The organism is Bacillus sp. CH140a_4T (assembly GCF_008923725.1).
Taxonomy (GTDB): domain Bacteria; phylum Bacillota; class Bacilli; order Bacillales; family Bacillaceae_G; genus Bacillus_A.
The window spans coordinates 1-16,606 of sequence record NZ_WBPF01000013.1 but is presented as its reverse complement, the minus strand read 5'-3'; the positions used below and the strand labels follow the sequence as shown (position 1 = coordinate 16,606).

17 protein-coding genes are annotated in these 16,606 nt (G+C 36.0%); 12 read left to right on the top strand and 5 right to left on the bottom strand.

The genetic code is table 11. The features are described 5' to 3' along the window. Positions 1-7 precede the first annotated feature (7 nt). A complete protein-coding gene (locus tag F8162_RS08705; protein ID WP_001043902.1) occupies positions 8-280 on the bottom strand; it encodes an HU family DNA-binding protein in 273 nt (90 codons plus the stop codon). Positions 281-422: 142 nt separating this feature from the next. After that, positions 423-1,238, bottom strand: a complete 816-nt coding sequence (locus tag F8162_RS08700; RefSeq protein ID WP_151632473.1) for a formate/nitrite transporter family protein — start codon at positions 1,236-1,238, stop codon at positions 423-425. Positions 1,239-1,433: 195 nt separating this feature from the next. On the opposite strand from F8162_RS08700, the gene F8162_RS08695 reads away from it, so the two are divergent. Continuing rightward, positions 1,434-2,327: a metallophosphoesterase gene (locus F8162_RS08695; RefSeq protein ID WP_151632471.1), complete on the top strand. Its 894-nt coding sequence runs from the start codon at positions 1,434-1,436 to the stop codon at positions 2,325-2,327. 110 nt (positions 2,328-2,437) lie between these two features. After that, positions 2,438-3,649, top strand: a complete 1,212-nt coding sequence (locus F8162_RS08690) for an amidohydrolase (protein ID WP_151632469.1) — start codon at positions 2,438-2,440, stop codon at positions 3,647-3,649. Between the two features lie 54 nt (positions 3,650-3,703). Here the strand turns inward: F8162_RS08690 and F8162_RS08685 are convergent, their stop codons facing one another. Next, the gene (locus F8162_RS08685) at positions 3,704-4,786 is read right to left on the bottom strand and encodes a chitinase (RefSeq protein ID WP_151632467.1); all 1,083 of its coding nucleotides are present in this window, start codon (positions 4,784-4,786) and stop codon (positions 3,704-3,706) included. 270 nt (positions 4,787-5,056) lie between these two features. Between F8162_RS08685 and gabP the strand changes: the two genes are divergently transcribed. The 8 genes from gabP to entD all read left to right on the top strand — a co-directional run bounded on the left by gabP (position 5,057) and on the right by entD (position 14,024). Further along, positions 5,057-6,451 carry a GABA permease gene (gene gabP, locus F8162_RS08675; protein WP_151632465.1) on the top strand — a complete coding sequence of 465 codons (1,395 nt, stop codon included), beginning with the start codon at positions 5,057-5,059 and terminating at the stop codon, positions 6,449-6,451. Between the two features lie 155 nt (positions 6,452-6,606). Next, positions 6,607-6,924: a hypothetical protein gene (locus F8162_RS08670; RefSeq protein WP_142314335.1), complete on the top strand. Its 318-nt coding sequence runs from the start codon at positions 6,607-6,609 to the stop codon at positions 6,922-6,924. Positions 6,925-7,229: 305 nt separating this feature from the next. Beyond that, positions 7,230-7,772 (top strand): DUF420 domain-containing protein, encoded by a 543-nt coding sequence (locus F8162_RS08665; protein ID WP_000228316.1) that lies wholly within the window; start codon positions 7,230-7,232, stop codon positions 7,770-7,772. A 116-nt stretch (positions 7,773-7,888) separates the two neighbouring features. Beyond that, entirely contained in the window at positions 7,889-9,052 is a 1,164-nt protein-coding gene (locus tag F8162_RS08660; RefSeq protein WP_151632463.1) for an iron-containing alcohol dehydrogenase, read from the top strand. 158 nt (positions 9,053-9,210) lie between these two features. Then, complete coding sequence (locus F8162_RS08655; RefSeq protein WP_151632461.1) at positions 9,211-9,960, top strand: DeoR/GlpR family DNA-binding transcription regulator; 750 nt, start codon at positions 9,211-9,213, stop codon at positions 9,958-9,960. Next, a complete protein-coding gene (gene pfkB / locus F8162_RS08650; RefSeq protein WP_151632459.1) occupies positions 9,960-10,871 on the top strand; it encodes a 1-phosphofructokinase in 912 nt (303 codons plus the stop codon). The genes F8162_RS08655 and pfkB overlap by 1 nt, the downstream gene beginning before the upstream one ends. A gap of 13 nt (positions 10,872-10,884) precedes the next feature. Further along, a complete protein-coding gene (locus tag F8162_RS08645) occupies positions 10,885-12,744 on the top strand; it encodes a PTS fructose transporter subunit IIABC (RefSeq protein WP_151632457.1) in 1,860 nt (619 codons plus the stop codon). A gap of 347 nt (positions 12,745-13,091) precedes the next feature. After that, a complete protein-coding gene (gene entD, locus F8162_RS08640; protein WP_151632455.1) occupies positions 13,092-14,024 on the top strand; it encodes a cell wall-binding protein EntD in 933 nt (310 codons plus the stop codon). A gap of 62 nt (positions 14,025-14,086) precedes the next feature. Here entD and F8162_RS08635 read toward each other — a convergent pair whose 3' ends face one another. After that, positions 14,087-14,332 (bottom strand): hypothetical protein, encoded by a 246-nt coding sequence (locus F8162_RS08635; protein ID WP_151632453.1) that lies wholly within the window; start codon positions 14,330-14,332, stop codon positions 14,087-14,089. Positions 14,333-14,514: 182 nt separating this feature from the next. On the opposite strand from F8162_RS08635, the gene miaA reads away from it, so the two are divergent. Continuing rightward, complete coding sequence (gene miaA, locus F8162_RS08630) at positions 14,515-15,468, top strand: tRNA (adenosine(37)-N6)-dimethylallyltransferase MiaA (RefSeq protein ID WP_151869330.1); 954 nt, start codon at positions 14,515-14,517, stop codon at positions 15,466-15,468. A gap of 21 nt (positions 15,469-15,489) precedes the next feature. Beyond that, positions 15,490-15,714 (top strand): RNA chaperone Hfq, encoded by a 225-nt coding sequence (gene hfq / locus F8162_RS08625; RefSeq protein ID WP_000813896.1) that lies wholly within the window; start codon positions 15,490-15,492, stop codon positions 15,712-15,714. A 79-nt stretch (positions 15,715-15,793) separates the two neighbouring features. Here the strand turns inward: hfq and F8162_RS08620 are convergent. After that, positions 15,794-16,606 (bottom strand): Gly-Xaa-Xaa repeat protein (locus tag F8162_RS08620; RefSeq protein WP_151869329.1); only part of this gene is annotated, 813 nt, incomplete at its 5' end.

The following is a 16,606-nucleotide window of genomic DNA, read 5'->3' as shown; positions in this document are numbered from 1 at the left end:
TTTTTCATTATTTTACAGCTTCTTTTAGTTCTTTACCAGCTTTGAAAGCAGGTACTTTAGAAGCTGCGATTTGCATTTCTTCACCAGTTTGTGGGTTACGGCCTGTACGAGCAGCTCTTTCGCGAACTTCGAATGTACCGAATCCGATAAGTTGTACTTTTTCACCAGCAGCTAAAGTGTTAGTGATTGATTCTACTACAGTTTGTAAAACTACAGTAGCTTCTTTTTGAGAAATCTCAGCATTTTGTGCTACGTTTTTGATTAATTCTGTTTTGTTCATGTTTTTCACCTCATATGTAAATAATGCTATTTAAGTTGTTATTATAACGTATAAAACATTCGAGAACAAGTGTACGCACATATATTCGTAAAAAAAATGAAATTTGTAATATTTTTTTAGATACACTGTATAGAAGGTTCATTTAAGCGGATACAGATTTTTTCTTTAACTCGGTGTGCTCTTTATTGGAAGGTAGTTTCTTATTATAAGATATGAAATAAGGTAATGCTACAAAGAACATACCTCCTACTAAGTTTCCGAAGAAAACGAAAATGAAGTTTGGAAAGTATTGAACCCAAGTTAAATGACCAGCAAAAATTGCAGCTGGGATGACAAACATATTGGCTACAACGTGTTGGAAGCCAATCGCAACAAAAGTCATAACTGGGAACCAAATGCCGAGAATCTTTCCGATAAATTCTTTACTTCCCATACTAAGCCAAACAGCTAAACAAACGAGCCAATTACATCCGATAGCAGAAATGAAGGCTTGCATTGGTGTATCTTGTAGTTTAGCTTGCGCAATAGCAACTGTTTTCGCTAAAAAAGCGCCTTCTGTTAATCCGACGATATGACCGAAAAAATAAGCAACGAATATAGCACCTATGAAGTTGCTAAACGTAACAATTACTAAATTTCGAATGAAGTGAAATAAGTCGATTTTCTTGTGAAGCCACGCCATTGAAACAGTCATCATATTGCCAGTCACTAATTCACCACCTGCAAGAATAACGAGTATAAGGCCGATAGGGAATACAGCGGCACCTAGGAAACTAGCAAATGATCCCCAAGACTTTGGCATTGTTCCAATAACGTGAATATCAAGTAAATACCCTAACGCTATGAAAGCACCACCAAAAAAGCCGAGAATTAGCATAGGGAGTAATGATAAATGAGCTTTTTTTCTTCCGGAATTAGCAACAAGTTCCGTAATTTCTTCTGGTGTAAATACAGACATGAATAATCTCTCCTTAATAAAATGCTGAAATGAATAGATGAAACATTTTTAAGAATCTATGTATTATAAAAATATGTTATGACTTCTGTATAAATTTGTCAAAGTGAGTAGGGTAGAATTGGATATAACTAACATTGTTTATGTTGTCACATTAATGTAACAATAAGGCTTTAAAGTACTTCTAGAGGTGAGAACATGAATACGCATCATGTAAAAAAAGAACAAAAAAAATCAATCGTCAAGATATTTATAATCAGTTTCATAAGTATAGTAATGATTTCAATAAGTTTGTATTTCTATGCGACAGAAATAGAACGAAAACTAGTAACAGTTACGTGGAATGAAATAGAAGCTTCTACAATTCCTAAAGAATTTAATAATAAGAAGATATTACAATTCTCGGATGTGCATTTAGGCCCAGAATTTACACTAAAACAACTAGAAAATTTGGTAGAGAAGATGAATGCGTTGCATCCAGATATAGTAGTTTTTACAGGGGATTTAATAGATAAGTTTGGATCGTATAAGGAAGAAAGAGAAGAAGCGAAAAGCATTTTGCAGAAAATACATGCGCCATTAGGGAAATATGCAGTGTTTGGGAATCATGATAGGGGTGGGGGAGGTAGTTTATTTTATAAAAAGTATATGGAGGAAGCTGGTTTCTCTGTGTTAGTAAATGAAGTGCAGAAAATTAAAGCGGAAAACGGCAATTATATTACAATATCAGGTTTAGATGATTTTTTATTAGGGAAGCCGAAAATAGAAGCAACTTTAAAACATATAAAGCAACAAGATTTTAATATGCTCTTAGTACATGAGCCGGATGTTGTAGACAAAGTAGCTCGTTACCCAGTGGATTTTCAAATGTCAGGTCATAGTCACGGAGGACAAGTTCAAATTCCTTTTATAGGTCCATTAATTACTACAAAATTAGCTGAGAGCTATGTGGAAGGTATGTATGAATTAGAAGGGGAGAATAAGCCGTTACATTTATACGTAAATCGTGGTATTGGGACAACACGAATGCCTATTAGATTTTGGAGTGTACCTGAACTTTCAGTGTTTGTGTTAAAGCAAAATAGTAACTAGAATATTCTAGAGTAGTAGGACTTTCAGAGAAAGTTCTCTTTTTTTATTGATTGAAAACAGAATATTGTGTAACTTTTATTTAAAGTGTTAAAAAAGAAAGGGGAATTTCTATGATAGAAACATGGCATAAAGACTTGGAAAGTTTATATAATGAAATGGTTTCGTGGCGAAGAGGTTTTCATCAATATCCAGAGCTATCGTTTCAAGAAATAGAAACACCGAAAAAAATAGCCGAAATCTTAAAAATTTTTCATATTGATGTGACAACCGGTGTTGGAGGAAGAGGGGTAATCGGCGTAATTGAAGGTGGAAAACCTGGGAAGACGATAGCGCTACGTGCTGATTTTGATGCACTACCTATTCAAGATGAAAAGCAAGTTTCATATAAATCAAAGGTCCCCGGCGTAATGCACGCTTGTGGCCATGATGGACATACAGCAATACTTTTAGGCGTTGCCAAAATATTAAGTGACCATAGAGAACAGCTTTCTGGCAAAATAGTTCTTATACATCAACATGCAGAAGAGAAAGAGCCTGGCGGAGCAATTGCTATGATTGAGGATGGTTGTTTAGAAGGAGTAGATCTTGTTTTTGGAACACATATATCTTCTCAAATGCCTTTAGGAATAGTTGGGGCGAAAGCTGGAGCAATGATGGCGGCAGCTGATACTTTTGAAGTAAAGATTCAAGGGCGAGGCGGTCACGGTGGTATGCCGCATCATACTGTTGATGCTATTATCGTTGCAACACAAGTAATTAATCAGTTACAACTTTTAGTGAGTCGGAAAATAGATCCGCTTCAATCTGCGGTATTAACAGTTGGTACATTCCATGCTGGTCAAGCGGATAATATTATTGCGGATACTGCTACGTTTACAGGGACCATTCGAACGTTAGATCCTGAAGTGAGAGAATATATGGAGAAGGAATTTAGCCGAGTTGTTGAGGGGATTTGTCAGTCTCTTCATGCTAAAGTTACTATTCAATATAAACGAGGTTATCCAATATTAATAAATCATGTAGAGGAAACGCGTCATTTTATGACGGTTGCGGAACACGATCTTGGCAAAGAAAGGGTGATGGAGGTGCCTCCTATTATGGGTGGAGAAGATTTTGCATACTACCTAGAACATGTTCCAGGAGCATTTTTCTTCACAGGTGCGGGTAATGAAGAAATAGGAGCAACATATCCACATCATCATCCTCAATTTGATTTTGATGAACGAGCGATGTTAATTGGTGGTAAATTACTTTTAAGTATTGTAAATAGTTATGTAGGAGATGGAAAAGAATCTTTTCATCATGTAGAAGTGAAAAAGTAATTTACATAAATAAAAAACCAACAATAGGTTATATGACCTATTGTTGATTTTTTATTATTTTTGCAAGGGGATAGCATCAAAATATGTTCTATAGTTATTAGAGAATTCAAAGTTGTTTTTTGCATCCCAATTAATAGACCAAGACATTAGGCCGCGGAATGTAGGGTAGCCACTCTGATTTGAAAGCTTATACTTTCCTCCGAAAGGAATTCCTTTAATGATATAATCTAAAGCTTTTTTCATTTCAGTTGGAGAAATATATCCGCCACTTGGAGCGGCTGCTGGTGCTGCAGGAAGTCCAATCATGACTTGATCCGAACGAAGAGGTGGGAAAATGTTATTTGCATTACCGCCTACAGGAAAACCATGTAAGAGCATATCTGCCATAGCGACCTCGTAGTCTGCAGTACCTTGATTGTAGTTATTACCGTCCATTCCAATCCCGCTGCCAGCATTGTAGTGTTGAACGTGAATATATGTTAGTTTGTCTTTCACTCCGTAAATGATCGGTAAATATGCACCCCAGATGCTTCCGTATGCACTATAACCACCTTGAACATAAGCTGTTTCAGGAGCCATGCTTAATATAAAATTTGGACCATAATGATCTGAGATTGTCCGAATAGCTGAAATAAGATTTACGATTTGAGGAGTCGTTGGGTTTTTGAAATTAGTGTCATTTCCGTTTAAGTAAATTCCTGATTCAAGGTCAATATCTATTCCATCAAAACCGTATTTATCGATTAGAGATTGTATGGAATTAATAAAACGTTGTTTAGCGGTATTATCAGGAAGTAAAACGACGCCATTTTGTCCACCTATTGAAAGAACTATTTTTTTTCCTTTACTTTTTAAGTAAGCAATATCTGATTTGAATTCTGCATCTGTACCATACACAGGAGAAAATTCAACAGTGGAACGATCACCACCAGTTTCACCGAAAGATACGTTGATTACATCCCATTTTGGTGAAACGTCTTTTAATTTAATAATGCCAGTACCGTTATCGAAGTTATGCCAGTATCCAACGAGTAGTTTTGATCCTAAATTGTTTGCTGCTTGTGCTTGAAAGGGGACTAGTGGTAGCAGTAAGAAAATTACTAAAGTACAACAAATGAATTTGAACTTGTTTAACATATCAACACTCCTATACAAAAAGTTGTCTAGATGTATAATCTTGTTTATTTAATGATATCTGAAAATTCATTCTTTTGTAAGGTGACTATAATTTTCTCAACAATTGTATATGGAAAAATATTAAACCTAATGTAATAATTTCATTAGAAGCTTGCATTATGATTGTAAAATTCAGAATATTTTGATATATTTTAAAGTATAGGACAAGGTTTTTCGCATAATACTCTTACATAAATTTCAAAATTACGTTTGGAAGGGGATGTACAAGAGTTGGATAAAAATCTTAAGAAAGACCTCAAAATACGCCATATTACAATGATCTCAATTGGCGGGGTAATAGGAGCTGGTTTGTTTGTTGGAAGTGGTGCGGTTGTGCATTCAGCAGGACCAGGTTCTATCGTTTCATATGCATTAGCAGGACTTCTAGTTATTTTCGTTATGAGAATGCTAGGAGAAATGGCAGCTATTAATCCGACAAGTGGTTCATTTGCAACATATGCAAGAGAAGCAATTGGTCCATGGGCGGGGTATACAATTGGGTGGCTATATTGGTTTTTCTGGGTAATTGTTATTGCGATAGAAGCTACAGCAGGTGCTGGTATTATTCAATACTGGATTCCAGACATCCCACTCTGGTTATTAAGCCTAATATTAACGATTTTATTAACGTTGACAAATGTTTTTTCAGTGAAATCATTTGGAGAGTTTGAATATTGGTTTTCATTTATTAAAGTAATAAGTATTGTTTTGTTCCTTTGTCTCGGACTCGCGGTTATTCTAGGATTTGTACCAGGAACGGAAGCACCTGGCACTTCGAATTTAGTAGGGCAAGGAGGATTTATGCCAAATGGTATAAGTTCGGTGCTACTTGGAATTACCGTCGTTATATTTTCATTTATGGGATCAGAGATTGTTGCAGTAGCTGCTGGTGAATCTGCCGAACCTGTAAAAGCAGTCAAAACAGCAACAAATAGTGTGATTTGGCGTATTCTCGTATTTTTCATTGGATCGATTGCTGTAGTTGTTACACTTCTTCCATGGAATTCAGCGAACATACTAAAAAGTCCGTTTGTAGCGGTACTGGAACATATAGGGATACCAGCGGCAGCACAAATTATGAATTTTATCGTTTTAACAGCCGTACTTTCATGTTTAAATTCGGGTTTATATACGAACTCAAGAATGCTTTTTTCGATGGCAGAAAGAGGAGATGCTCCAAAGGCATTTTTGAAATTGAACAGTAGTGGTGTTCCAGTTCGGGCAGTATTATTTGGAACGTTCTTTGCTTATATTGGAGTTGTTTTTAGTTACATATCTCCAGATAAAGTCTTTTTATTTTTAGTGAATGCATCTGGCGGGATTGCGTTACTCGTTTATCTCGTTATAGCGGTTTCACATTTAAAGATGCGTAAAAAAATGGGGAAAGTAGAACAACAAAATTTGAAAGTGAAAATGTGGCTTTTCCCGTATGTAACGTATGTTACAATTGCCGCTATTATAGCAGTTTTAGTTGCCATGCTTGCAATCGAATCTTTACGTTCGCAGGCGCTTTTAACGATGCTTGTTACTGTTCTTATAATAATTTCTTATTTTATTTTTATTAGAAATAAGAATAGTACAGTGTTGAATCCTAAAAGTAAGAATGAGGAATCTGTTCGATTCTAATTTCTTGTTCTAGAATAGAGTTACATCCAATCATTGCTATAAAAGAATCATATATAATCATAGAAACAAGTAATTACTATTGTCATAGTGAATATAAACTTTTTTCTTGACTTTTTATACGAAGGCGAGCAAAATGGTAAAAAAGGAAGGGGGGGATGACGATGGAAGAGTACGTATTAGAGCTGTATAACCTGTTATATACGACAGAATGGCAAGATATTGTTTCGTTTCTAGGAATAATGTTTTGTATGAAAATTGTAATTGTATATATGGAAGAGCAAGGTATGTTCTATTCCTTCTCATCCTCGTTCGATGTGCAGCGCGAGCCGTTGCTAAACTATGCCAATGTGAATTACGAACATTTTCCTTTTGTTATATTCTTTATGATTCGATTTATAACTGCAATTGTAAAGAAAAAGGAAAGTGATGATGAAGAGTGCCACTCAACTTGTAATATAGCGAACGTTTTTTAAGCTAAATACAAGGAGGAGATTTATATGTGGTTTCGATTTCTTATGATTGGTTTCTTTTCATTAACAGCAATTTCATTAATGGGATATCAAGTGTCTGAAATTTTTCAAGCATATAGCAATACGTTTTTCAACAAAAACTAATTACATTGCTATTTAAATAATAAAGCGATAAAATCCTTCTTAAGAAGGATTTTTTTCTTTGCTCTGTCTTACTGTGTCAAACTATTGTCACATTTACACTGTGAATAGTATGTTAAAATAGTGAGGTTACGTATACATATTTGAAGGAAGAGGGAGTGACCATTTTGGTGGATCAATCAACAAATCAGAAAAGCTATGCTCCTATTGTGATAACGCTTTCTGTAATTGTAAATGCGATTATTTTATTTTTGTTCTTTGGACCTGTTGGCTATGAAGGAGAAGTACATTTTGATGTAACAATTTTACCAATGTTAAATGCAATTTTTAATAGCTTTACGTTCGTATTCTTATTAGCAGCTTTATACTCTATTATTAAGAAGAATGTGAAAATGCACCGTGGTTTCATCCTGGCAGCATTTACAACAACGTTGCTATTTTGTGTTTCTTATTTATCGTATCATTACTTGGCGCCGGCAACACATTTTGGTGGAGAAGGATTCATTAAATATGTGTATTTCATCATTTTAATTACACATATTATTCTGGCAGCAATTATTGTACCGCTTGCATTGTTTGCACTTGTATTTGGTTTTACAAATCAATTAACACGTCATCGTAAAATTGTACGTTGGACGATGCCGATTTGGTTATATGTAAGTTTGTCTGGTGTTATTGTTTACTTAATGATCTCACCTTATTATCAATAAAAAATCTCAGCCTGTAGGCTGGGATTTTTTTGTTAGGCAAATATTTTTGTGAAATGAAAAAAATATGTTATACAAAAGTATAGTTGCTTTTCATATAGAAGGGATGGTAAAGGGATATGCAAAATTTTGTATTTCGTAATCCAACGAAACTTATTTTCGGTAAAGGTCAATTAGAACAGTTAAAAGCTGAAATTCCACAGTTCGGTAAAAAAGTTCTTCTCGTATATGGAGGAGGCAGCATCAAAAGAAATGGTATTTATGATAATGTACTTTCTGTTTTAAAAGACATAAATGCAGAAGTATTTGAATTGACAGGTGTTGAACCGAATCCACGTGTATCAACTGTAAAGAAAGGAATTCAAATTTGTAAAGAGAATGGTGTTGAATTTATTTTAGCAGTTGGTGGAGGAAGTGTAATCGACTGTACGAAGGCGATTGCTGCTGGTAGTAAGTATGATGGAGATGTGTGGGATATTGTAACGAAAAAAGCATTTGCTAGTGAGGCATTACCATTTGGTACGGTACTTACGCTTGCGGCAACAGGATCTGAAATGAATGCTGGTTCTGTTATTACAAACTGGGAAACGAATGAAAAATATGGATGGGGTAGCCCGGTTACTTTCCCTCAGTTTTCAATTTTAGATCCAGTTCATACTGCGTCTGTACCGAGGGATCAAACAATTTACGGTATGGTAGATGTTATGTCGCATGTATTAGAGCAATATTTCCACCATGGAACAAATACAGAACTACAAGATCGTTATTGTGAATCTGTTTTAAAAACAGTAATTGAAACAGCTCCTAAGCTTTTAAGTGATTTAGAAAATTATGAGCATAGAGAAACCATTTTATATTGCGGTACTATGGCGTTAAACGGTATTTTAGCGATGGGAGTAAAAGGAGACTGGGCAACTCACAATATTGAGCACGCAGTTTCTGCGGTTCATGATATACCACATGGAGGCGGTTTAGCAATTCTATTCCCGAACTGGATGAAGCATGTTGTAGATGAAAATGTAAGTCGTTTTAAACAGTTTGCTATTCGCGTATTCGATGTAGAAACAGATGGGAAGACTGATCGAGAAATTGCGTTAGAAGGAATTGAGGCGTTACGTCAATTTTGGACTTCAATTGAGGCGCCGGTAACACTAGCTGATTACGCTATTGGAGAAAATGAAATTGATTTAATGGCGGATAAAGCGATGGCTTATGGTGAATTTGGTAACTTTAAAAAATTAAATAAAGATGATGTTTTAAGCATATATAAAGCTTCTTTATAAGTGAATCGAGGGAAGAAACCCATTTGATTGTCATATCAAATGGGTTTCTTTTTTGTTGTTTATAACTGCTTGTGACTGTTTTTGGTTATTTGTGAATGTTTATGGTTGATTTTTGTGATCGTTTTCATTATACTGTAATCAAAGAAGAGGTGAATATAATGTTAACTCCTGAACGTCATCAAATGATATTGCAACTTGTAAAAGAGCAGAAGGTTGTTAAATTACAGCAATTAGTGGAAAGAACAGAAAGCTCTGAATCAACAATTCGTCGTGATTTAGCACAATTGGAAAAACAAAGGTTATTAAAAAGAGTTCACGGTGGTGCGGCTGTTTTAACAGGAAAAGGACAAGAGCCAACGATGGTTGAAAAATCATCCAAAAACATTCAAATAAAACAACAAATTGCGAAGTATGCGGCTAACATAGTTGAACAAGGTGATTGTATTTATTTAGATGCAGGAAGTACAACATTTGAAATGATCCCATTTTTAATAAATAAAGATGTTACAGTCGTTACGAATGGACTTATGCATATTGAAGCTTTAGTTGAAAATAATATTCGTGCGTATTTACTAGGCGGGATGATGAAGAGTAGGACGAAAGCTTTAATTGGTGCTATGGCACAGGAAAGTATGCAGAAGTACCGTTTTGATAAATGTTTTTTAGGAGCGAATGGTGTGCATGAACAACTTGGTTTTACAACACCGGATCCAGAAGAGGCGCTTTTAAAACAAATGGCATTAACATTAGCGAATGAAGGATATTTCTTAATTGATGAAAGTAAGTTTTCAGAAGTTGCGTTTGCGAAAATTGCCAATGTTGAAGAGGCGAATATTATTACAAACCATTTAGAAATTGATTTAGAAAAATATAAAAGACAAACCAATGTAATTGAGGCTGATAAATAATGATCTATACAGTTACTTTAAACCCATCTATTGATTATGTAGTACAAGTTAATTCCTTCGATTTAGGCGCAGTAAATCGAGCAGAGAAAGATATGAAATTTCCTGGAGGGAAAGGCATTAACGTTTCTCGCGTTCTTCATCGTTTAGGTGTAGAAAATATAGCGCTTGGATTTATTGGTGGATTTACCGGTCGATTTATTAAAGATGTATTAAAGGCGGAAGGTGTAACAACAAACTTCGTTCAAGTAGACGATGATTCCCGAATTAATGTGAAAATAAAAGGGCAAGAAGAGACAGAATTAAATGGGCAAGGTCCTAATGTGACAAATGAACAATTTGAACAATTAATGAAACAAATCGAAAGTATGAGGCAGGGAGATTGTGTAGTACTAGCTGGAAGTGTACCGGCGTCTATCCCACCTACTTTTTATGAATCAATCGCAGTGTTCGGAGCTGAGAAAGGCATTCGCGTAGTAGTAGATGCAAGTGGAAGTGCGTTGCAGCATGTAATTAAAAATAAGCCATTTTTAATAAAGCCTAATCATCATGAAATTGGAGAGTTATTCGGAGTAGAGATTTCAACAGTAGAAGATATTTTACCGTATGGAAGAAAATTAGTTGAACAAGGTGTAGAGCATGTTATCGTATCAATGGCTGGAGATGGGGCTTTATTATTTACGGCAGAAGGTATATATGAAGCAACTGTTCCAAAAGGTGTTGTAATTAATTCGGTTGGGGCCGGAGATTCTCTCGTTGCAGGATTTGTAGGTAAATATGAACAGACGAGAGATATTGAAAAGGCATTTCAATATGGCGTTGCAACAGGGAGTGCAACAGCATTTTCAGCTGATTTATGTGAAAAGAAAAAGGTAGAAGAATTATTATCGCAAGTAATTGTAACTAAGCGATAGGGGGAAGTAACAAATGAAAATTACAGAACTATTAAAAAGGGATACAGTTATTATGAATTTGACAGCTTTAAATAAAGAAGCTGTCATAGATGAATTAGTTGAGAAATTAGACGGCGCAAATCGTTTAAGTAGTAAAGCGGAATTTAAAGAAGCTATTTTGAAGCGAGAGTCACAAAGTACGACAGGAATAGGGGAAGGGATTGCAATACCTCATGCGAAAACAAAGGCTGTTAAGCAACCAGCGATTTGTTTTGGTAGAAGTGTAAGCGGTATCAACTATGAATCGCTTGACGGACAGCCTGCGCATTTATTCTTTATGATTGCTGCAAGCGAAGGTGCGAATAATACGCATTTAGAAACGTTGTCTCGTCTTTCTACATTATTAATGGATGAAGGGTTTCGTAAGCAATTATTAGATGCAAAGGATGAAGAGGACCTTCTTCGTTTATTTGATGAAAAAGAGAATGAAAAAGAGGAAGCTGAGATTGAAGTTGCAAAACCAGAAGGAAATGAACCGTACGTATTAGCAGTTACCGCGTGTCCAACTGGAATCGCTCACACGTATATGGCAGCGGATAGCTTGAAAGCAAAAGCAGCAGAGCTAGGAATCGTAATTAAAGTTGAAACGAATGGATCAACAGGTATAAAAAACGGTTTAACGAAAGAGGATATTGAACGAGCAACAGCTATTATCGTTGCCGCAGATAAACAAGTAGAAATGAACCGTTTTGCTGGAAAACATGTTATTCAAGTGCCAGTCGCTGATGGGATTAGAAAAACGGAAACACTTCTTAATCGAGCTGTAAAACAAGACGCACCAATCTTTAAAGGAATAAAAGAAGATGGGAAGACGGAAAGCACAGAGAAAGAAAAAGGGTTAGGAATTTATAAGCACTTAATGAGCGGTGTAAGTAATATGCTTCCATTCGTTGTTGGTGGCGGAATTTTAATCGCATTAGCATTTATGTTCGGTGGAATTAAGGCGGAAGGTCCTATTGCTGAAATATTAATGACTATTGGCGGTGGAGAAAAAGGAGCCTTTTTATTCCTTGTACCAATTTTAGCTGGATTTATTGCAAGTTCTATTGCTGATCGACCTGGTTTTATGCCTGGTGTTGTAGCTGGATTTTTAGCAGCACAAGCAAATGCTGGCTTTTTAGGTGGATTAATTGCTGGTTTCTTAGCTGGATATGTTGTTGTTGGTTTGAAAAAGTTATTTTCTAATTTACCAGCGCAGTTAGAAGGTATTAAACCAGTCTTGATTTACCCGGTATTAGGGTTATTAATTACAGGTGTTATTATGTTAAAAGTAGTTAATCCACCTGTAGTTGCGTTAAACGAAATGTTAACGAGTTGGTTAAATAGTTTAGGTGGTACAAATGCTATATTATTAGGTTTAATTTTAGGTGGTATGATGGCAATCGATATGGGGGGACCAATTAATAAAGCAGCATTTACATTTGGTATCGCTGCAATCTCAGCAGGGAACTTTGGTGTTCACTCAGCAGTTATGGCTGGTGGTATGGTACCGCCGTTAGCGATTGCATTCGCAACTACCGTCTTTAAATCAAAGTTCACTGAAGCAGAACGTAAATCTGGTTTAACAAATTATATTATGGGGGCGTCGTTTATTACAGAAGGTGCGATTCCATTTGCAGCTGCAGATCCGATTCGAGTAATAGTAAGTTGTGTTGTTGGTTCAAGTATTGCGGGTGCATTATCTATGTTATTCCAAATTACATTACCAGCACCGCATGGTGGATTGTTTGTTATCGCATTAGTAAATAAACCGGTGTTATATATTTTCTCGATATTAATAGGTACAGTTATTTCTGCACTTATGATGGGAATTTGGAAAAAGAAAGTTAAATAATGCATGTAAAGGGAGTAGCTTTTATTAGCTGCTCTTTTTTATTACAAAAAAGGAGGTTAATAATTAGAGAATGATGAATTTTGGTAAAAGATGTAATGAAATATGATTTTTTTGTAACAAAAAAGTAATACTGTAATTTTTTCTGGAAAAAAATTCTGGGCTTGTATGTGGAAAATATATGAAAACTATTGGGGATTCTATTAGAAATGGAATTCATAAATATGGAAATTTATGTTACAACTCATTAATCGTGTATTACGAATGGTTTGTAATTGTGTGATTTCTAAAAATCCTAAAAATCTGTTGCTATAATGAAAATACGAAAACAAAGCAAATGGAGGCTATTCATGAAAAAATTATTAGGTATAGCAACGGCAGCAGTTTTTGGTCTTGGGATTTTTGCAGGTTCTGCGAAAGCAGAAACGATTGTAACAACAGACGTATTAAATGTTAGAGAAAACCCAAATGTAGAGTCAAAGCTTGTAGGTAAAATGTTAAGTGGAAATACATTAGATGTTGTAAATACAGAAAATGGATGGACAAAAATTAAATTAAATGGTAAAGAAGCGTTTGTAAGTGCTGAATTTACAAAAAGTACATATTATGTAACCGCGGGCGTGTTAAATGTTCGTGCTGGAGCGAATACTGATTCTGAAATTCTTGGTAAACTGAATAAAAATGATGTAATCGAAACGACAAATCAAGTTCAAAATGAATGGTTACAATTTGACTACAATGGAAAAACAGGATATGTTCACGTGCCATTTTTAACAGGGACGGCACCTGTAATTGAAAAGAAAGAAGTTGTAACGCAAGAAGAAGCACCAGTAAGAGTAAATACGCCGGTTAAAAATAATAAAGTAGTTAAGAACAAAGAGTCTGTTAAGAATGTAGAATCAAATAAACCTGTGGTAAAACAGCAGTCAACTACGAAACAAGTTGCGAAATCCACTCAAACAAGTGCACCTGCTGGTGGACGTGAAATAACAGTAGAAGCGACAGCTTATACAGCGCATCCAAGTGAGAATGGTACGTATGGTGGTCGTGTATTAACTGCAATGGGGCATGATTTAACAGCAAATCCAAATATGAAAGTAATTGCTGTTGATCCTAAAGTAATTCCACTTGGGTCAAAAGTATGGGTAGAAGGATACGGAGAAGCGATTGCTGGAGATACTGGTGGTGCGATTAAAGGAAATCGTATTGATGTTCTAGTAGGTTCAGATGGTAGTGCGAATAGCTGGGGGCGCAAATCTGTAAAAGTGAAAGTTATAGAGTAGTGTATATGTATTAATATAAAAGGCGGTTGCTGGAAAGTGTGTAAGCAACTGCCTTTTATGGATTATTGAAAAGGATAAATAGTTTTACCTGTAATAATTTTATATGCACTGCAAAATTGATTTTGTATATACTCTGTATTTTCATTTTCTGGAAGTAATGTAGTTTCTTGGAGAGTAGAATGAAAAGAACGTAGCAAACAATTTAAGGCGAAGTATAATTCTTCTTGTGAACAATTTTGTTCTTTTGTAGCAGTAGCTAAAATAAGGTCTTTTGTTAAAGATGAAAAATTGATGGTGGATTGTTTCATAGTCAACTCATCCTCTCGAAGGTATTTTTAATCATGTATATGTGGAATTGGACAAACTATGTTCTTTTTTTATTTATAATTTCATGTACCGGAATGAAAGAACTTGCAATTATGCCGTTAAAATTGGTAATATTGGATATAATCAATAGATGGAGTACATCACATAAAGAGAGTTGAATGATATGGGAGAAATGCAACGTGAAAAAGTTGCTGTCATCATTGGACCAACTGCTGTTGGGAAGACGAAGTTAAGTATTGATCTTGCCAAAGCGTTGAATGGTGAAATTATAAGTGGAGATTCCATGCAGATTTATCGTACGATGGATATTGGAACTGCAAAGGTGACGAAAGAAGAGATGGACGGAATTCCACATTATATGGTCGATATAAAAAATCCGGAAGAATCATTTTCTGTTGCCGAATTTCAAGAACGTGTTCGTAAGCATATTCGAGAGATTACAGAGCGTGGTAAATTGCCAATTATCGTTGGTGGAACTGGACTGTATATACAATCTGTTTTATTCGATTATCAGTTTACGGATGATGCTGGTGATACTACATACCGAGAACAAATGGAAAAGTTAGCAGTAGAACGTGGTGTGGAATATGTACATAAAAAGTTACAAGAAGTAGATCCAGAAAGCGCTGAGCGTATTCATGTAAATAATGTACGCCGTGTCATTAGAGCGTTAGAAATTTTCCACACGACGGGTGAAAAAATGAGTGATCAACTTGAAAAACAAGAAAATGAGTTATTATACGATGTTTCCTTGATTGGCTTGACAATGGATCGAGAAATGCTATACGATCGCATTAACTTACGAGTTGATATAATGATGGAACAAGGTTTATTAGAAGAAGTAGAAGGATTATATAATAGCGGGATACGAGATTGTCAATCTATTCAAGCGATTGGGTATAAAGAGGTATATGATTATTTTGAGGATCGTGTCTCTTTAGAAGAAGCGGTATCACAATTAAAGACGAATTCACGTCGTTATGCAAAGCGTCAATTAACGTGGTTCCGTAATAAGATGGATGTCACATGGTTTGATGTTACAGACGGTGAAAAAACGTCAGAAATTTTACGATACATAGAAGGAAAGTTACAACTAAAGTCGAATAATAGTAAGTAGAGAAAAAGAGGAGGATTCGACATGAAGCAATCAATCAATATTCAAGATCAGTTTTTAAATCAACTCCGTAAAGAAAATACATTTGTTACGCTGTACTTATTAAATGGTTTCCAGCTTCGTGGATTAATTAAAGGATTTGATAATTTTACAGTCCTACTGGAAACAGAAGGTAAGCAACAGCTTATTTATAAACATGCAATTTCTACATTTGTACCACAAAAAAATGTTTCAATTGAATTAGAGTAATAATGAATTATTGTACATAACAAAAAAAGAGCGAATTTCTCGCTCTTTTTTTATTTGCCATAAACAATACATAGTGAATTTAAGCGATTCTAAATACAGTAAGGCGAATGTTAGTGTTTCCTGTTGCAGGAAGTGTGATTTCGCTAAGGGTAGGTTGGACAGAAATGTTTGCGCCGGCAGTTAATGTTTCAATCGTAGTGAATGAAAGTGAGTCGCCTATTAGATTTGAAGAGAAGTTATCAGTTGCGACTGCTCCATTTATTGAAATTCCTACGCCGAGTGGTGCACATCCTGGTGCAGTTGTAGAGATCGATACGCTAATGACGTAAATACCTCCGTTGATAACAGTAACTGTATCTGTGCCATTGAAGATAATGTTGTTTACGTTAATTGCAGTATTAAAAATGAAGTTGTTAAATTGGAGTATTGTTTGCTGAATGTTGTTTGTAACAACAATTGTTGCTACAGGGAAGCTAGGTCCAGTAGGCCCGGTAGGTCCAGTAGGTCCACCAGAAGGTCCGGTAGGGCCAGTAACTCCTATACCAGTGGCACCAGTAGCACCTGTGTTACCTTGAATACCTTGAGGCCCAGTAGCGCCAGTAGCACCCGTGTTACCTTGAACGCCCTGAGGCCCAGTAGCGCCAGTAGCACCCGTGTTACCTTGAACGCCCTGAGGCCCAGTAGCGCCGGTAGCACCCGTGTTACCTTGAACGCCTTGAGGCCCAGTAGCGCCAGTAGCACCCGTGTTACCTTGAACACCTTGAGGCCCAGTCGCACCAGTAGCGCCCGTGTTACCTTGAACACCTTGAGGCCCAGTCGCGCCCGTGTTACCTTGAACACCTTGAGGCCCAGTCGCGCCCGTGTTACCTTGAACACCTTGAGGCCCAGTAGC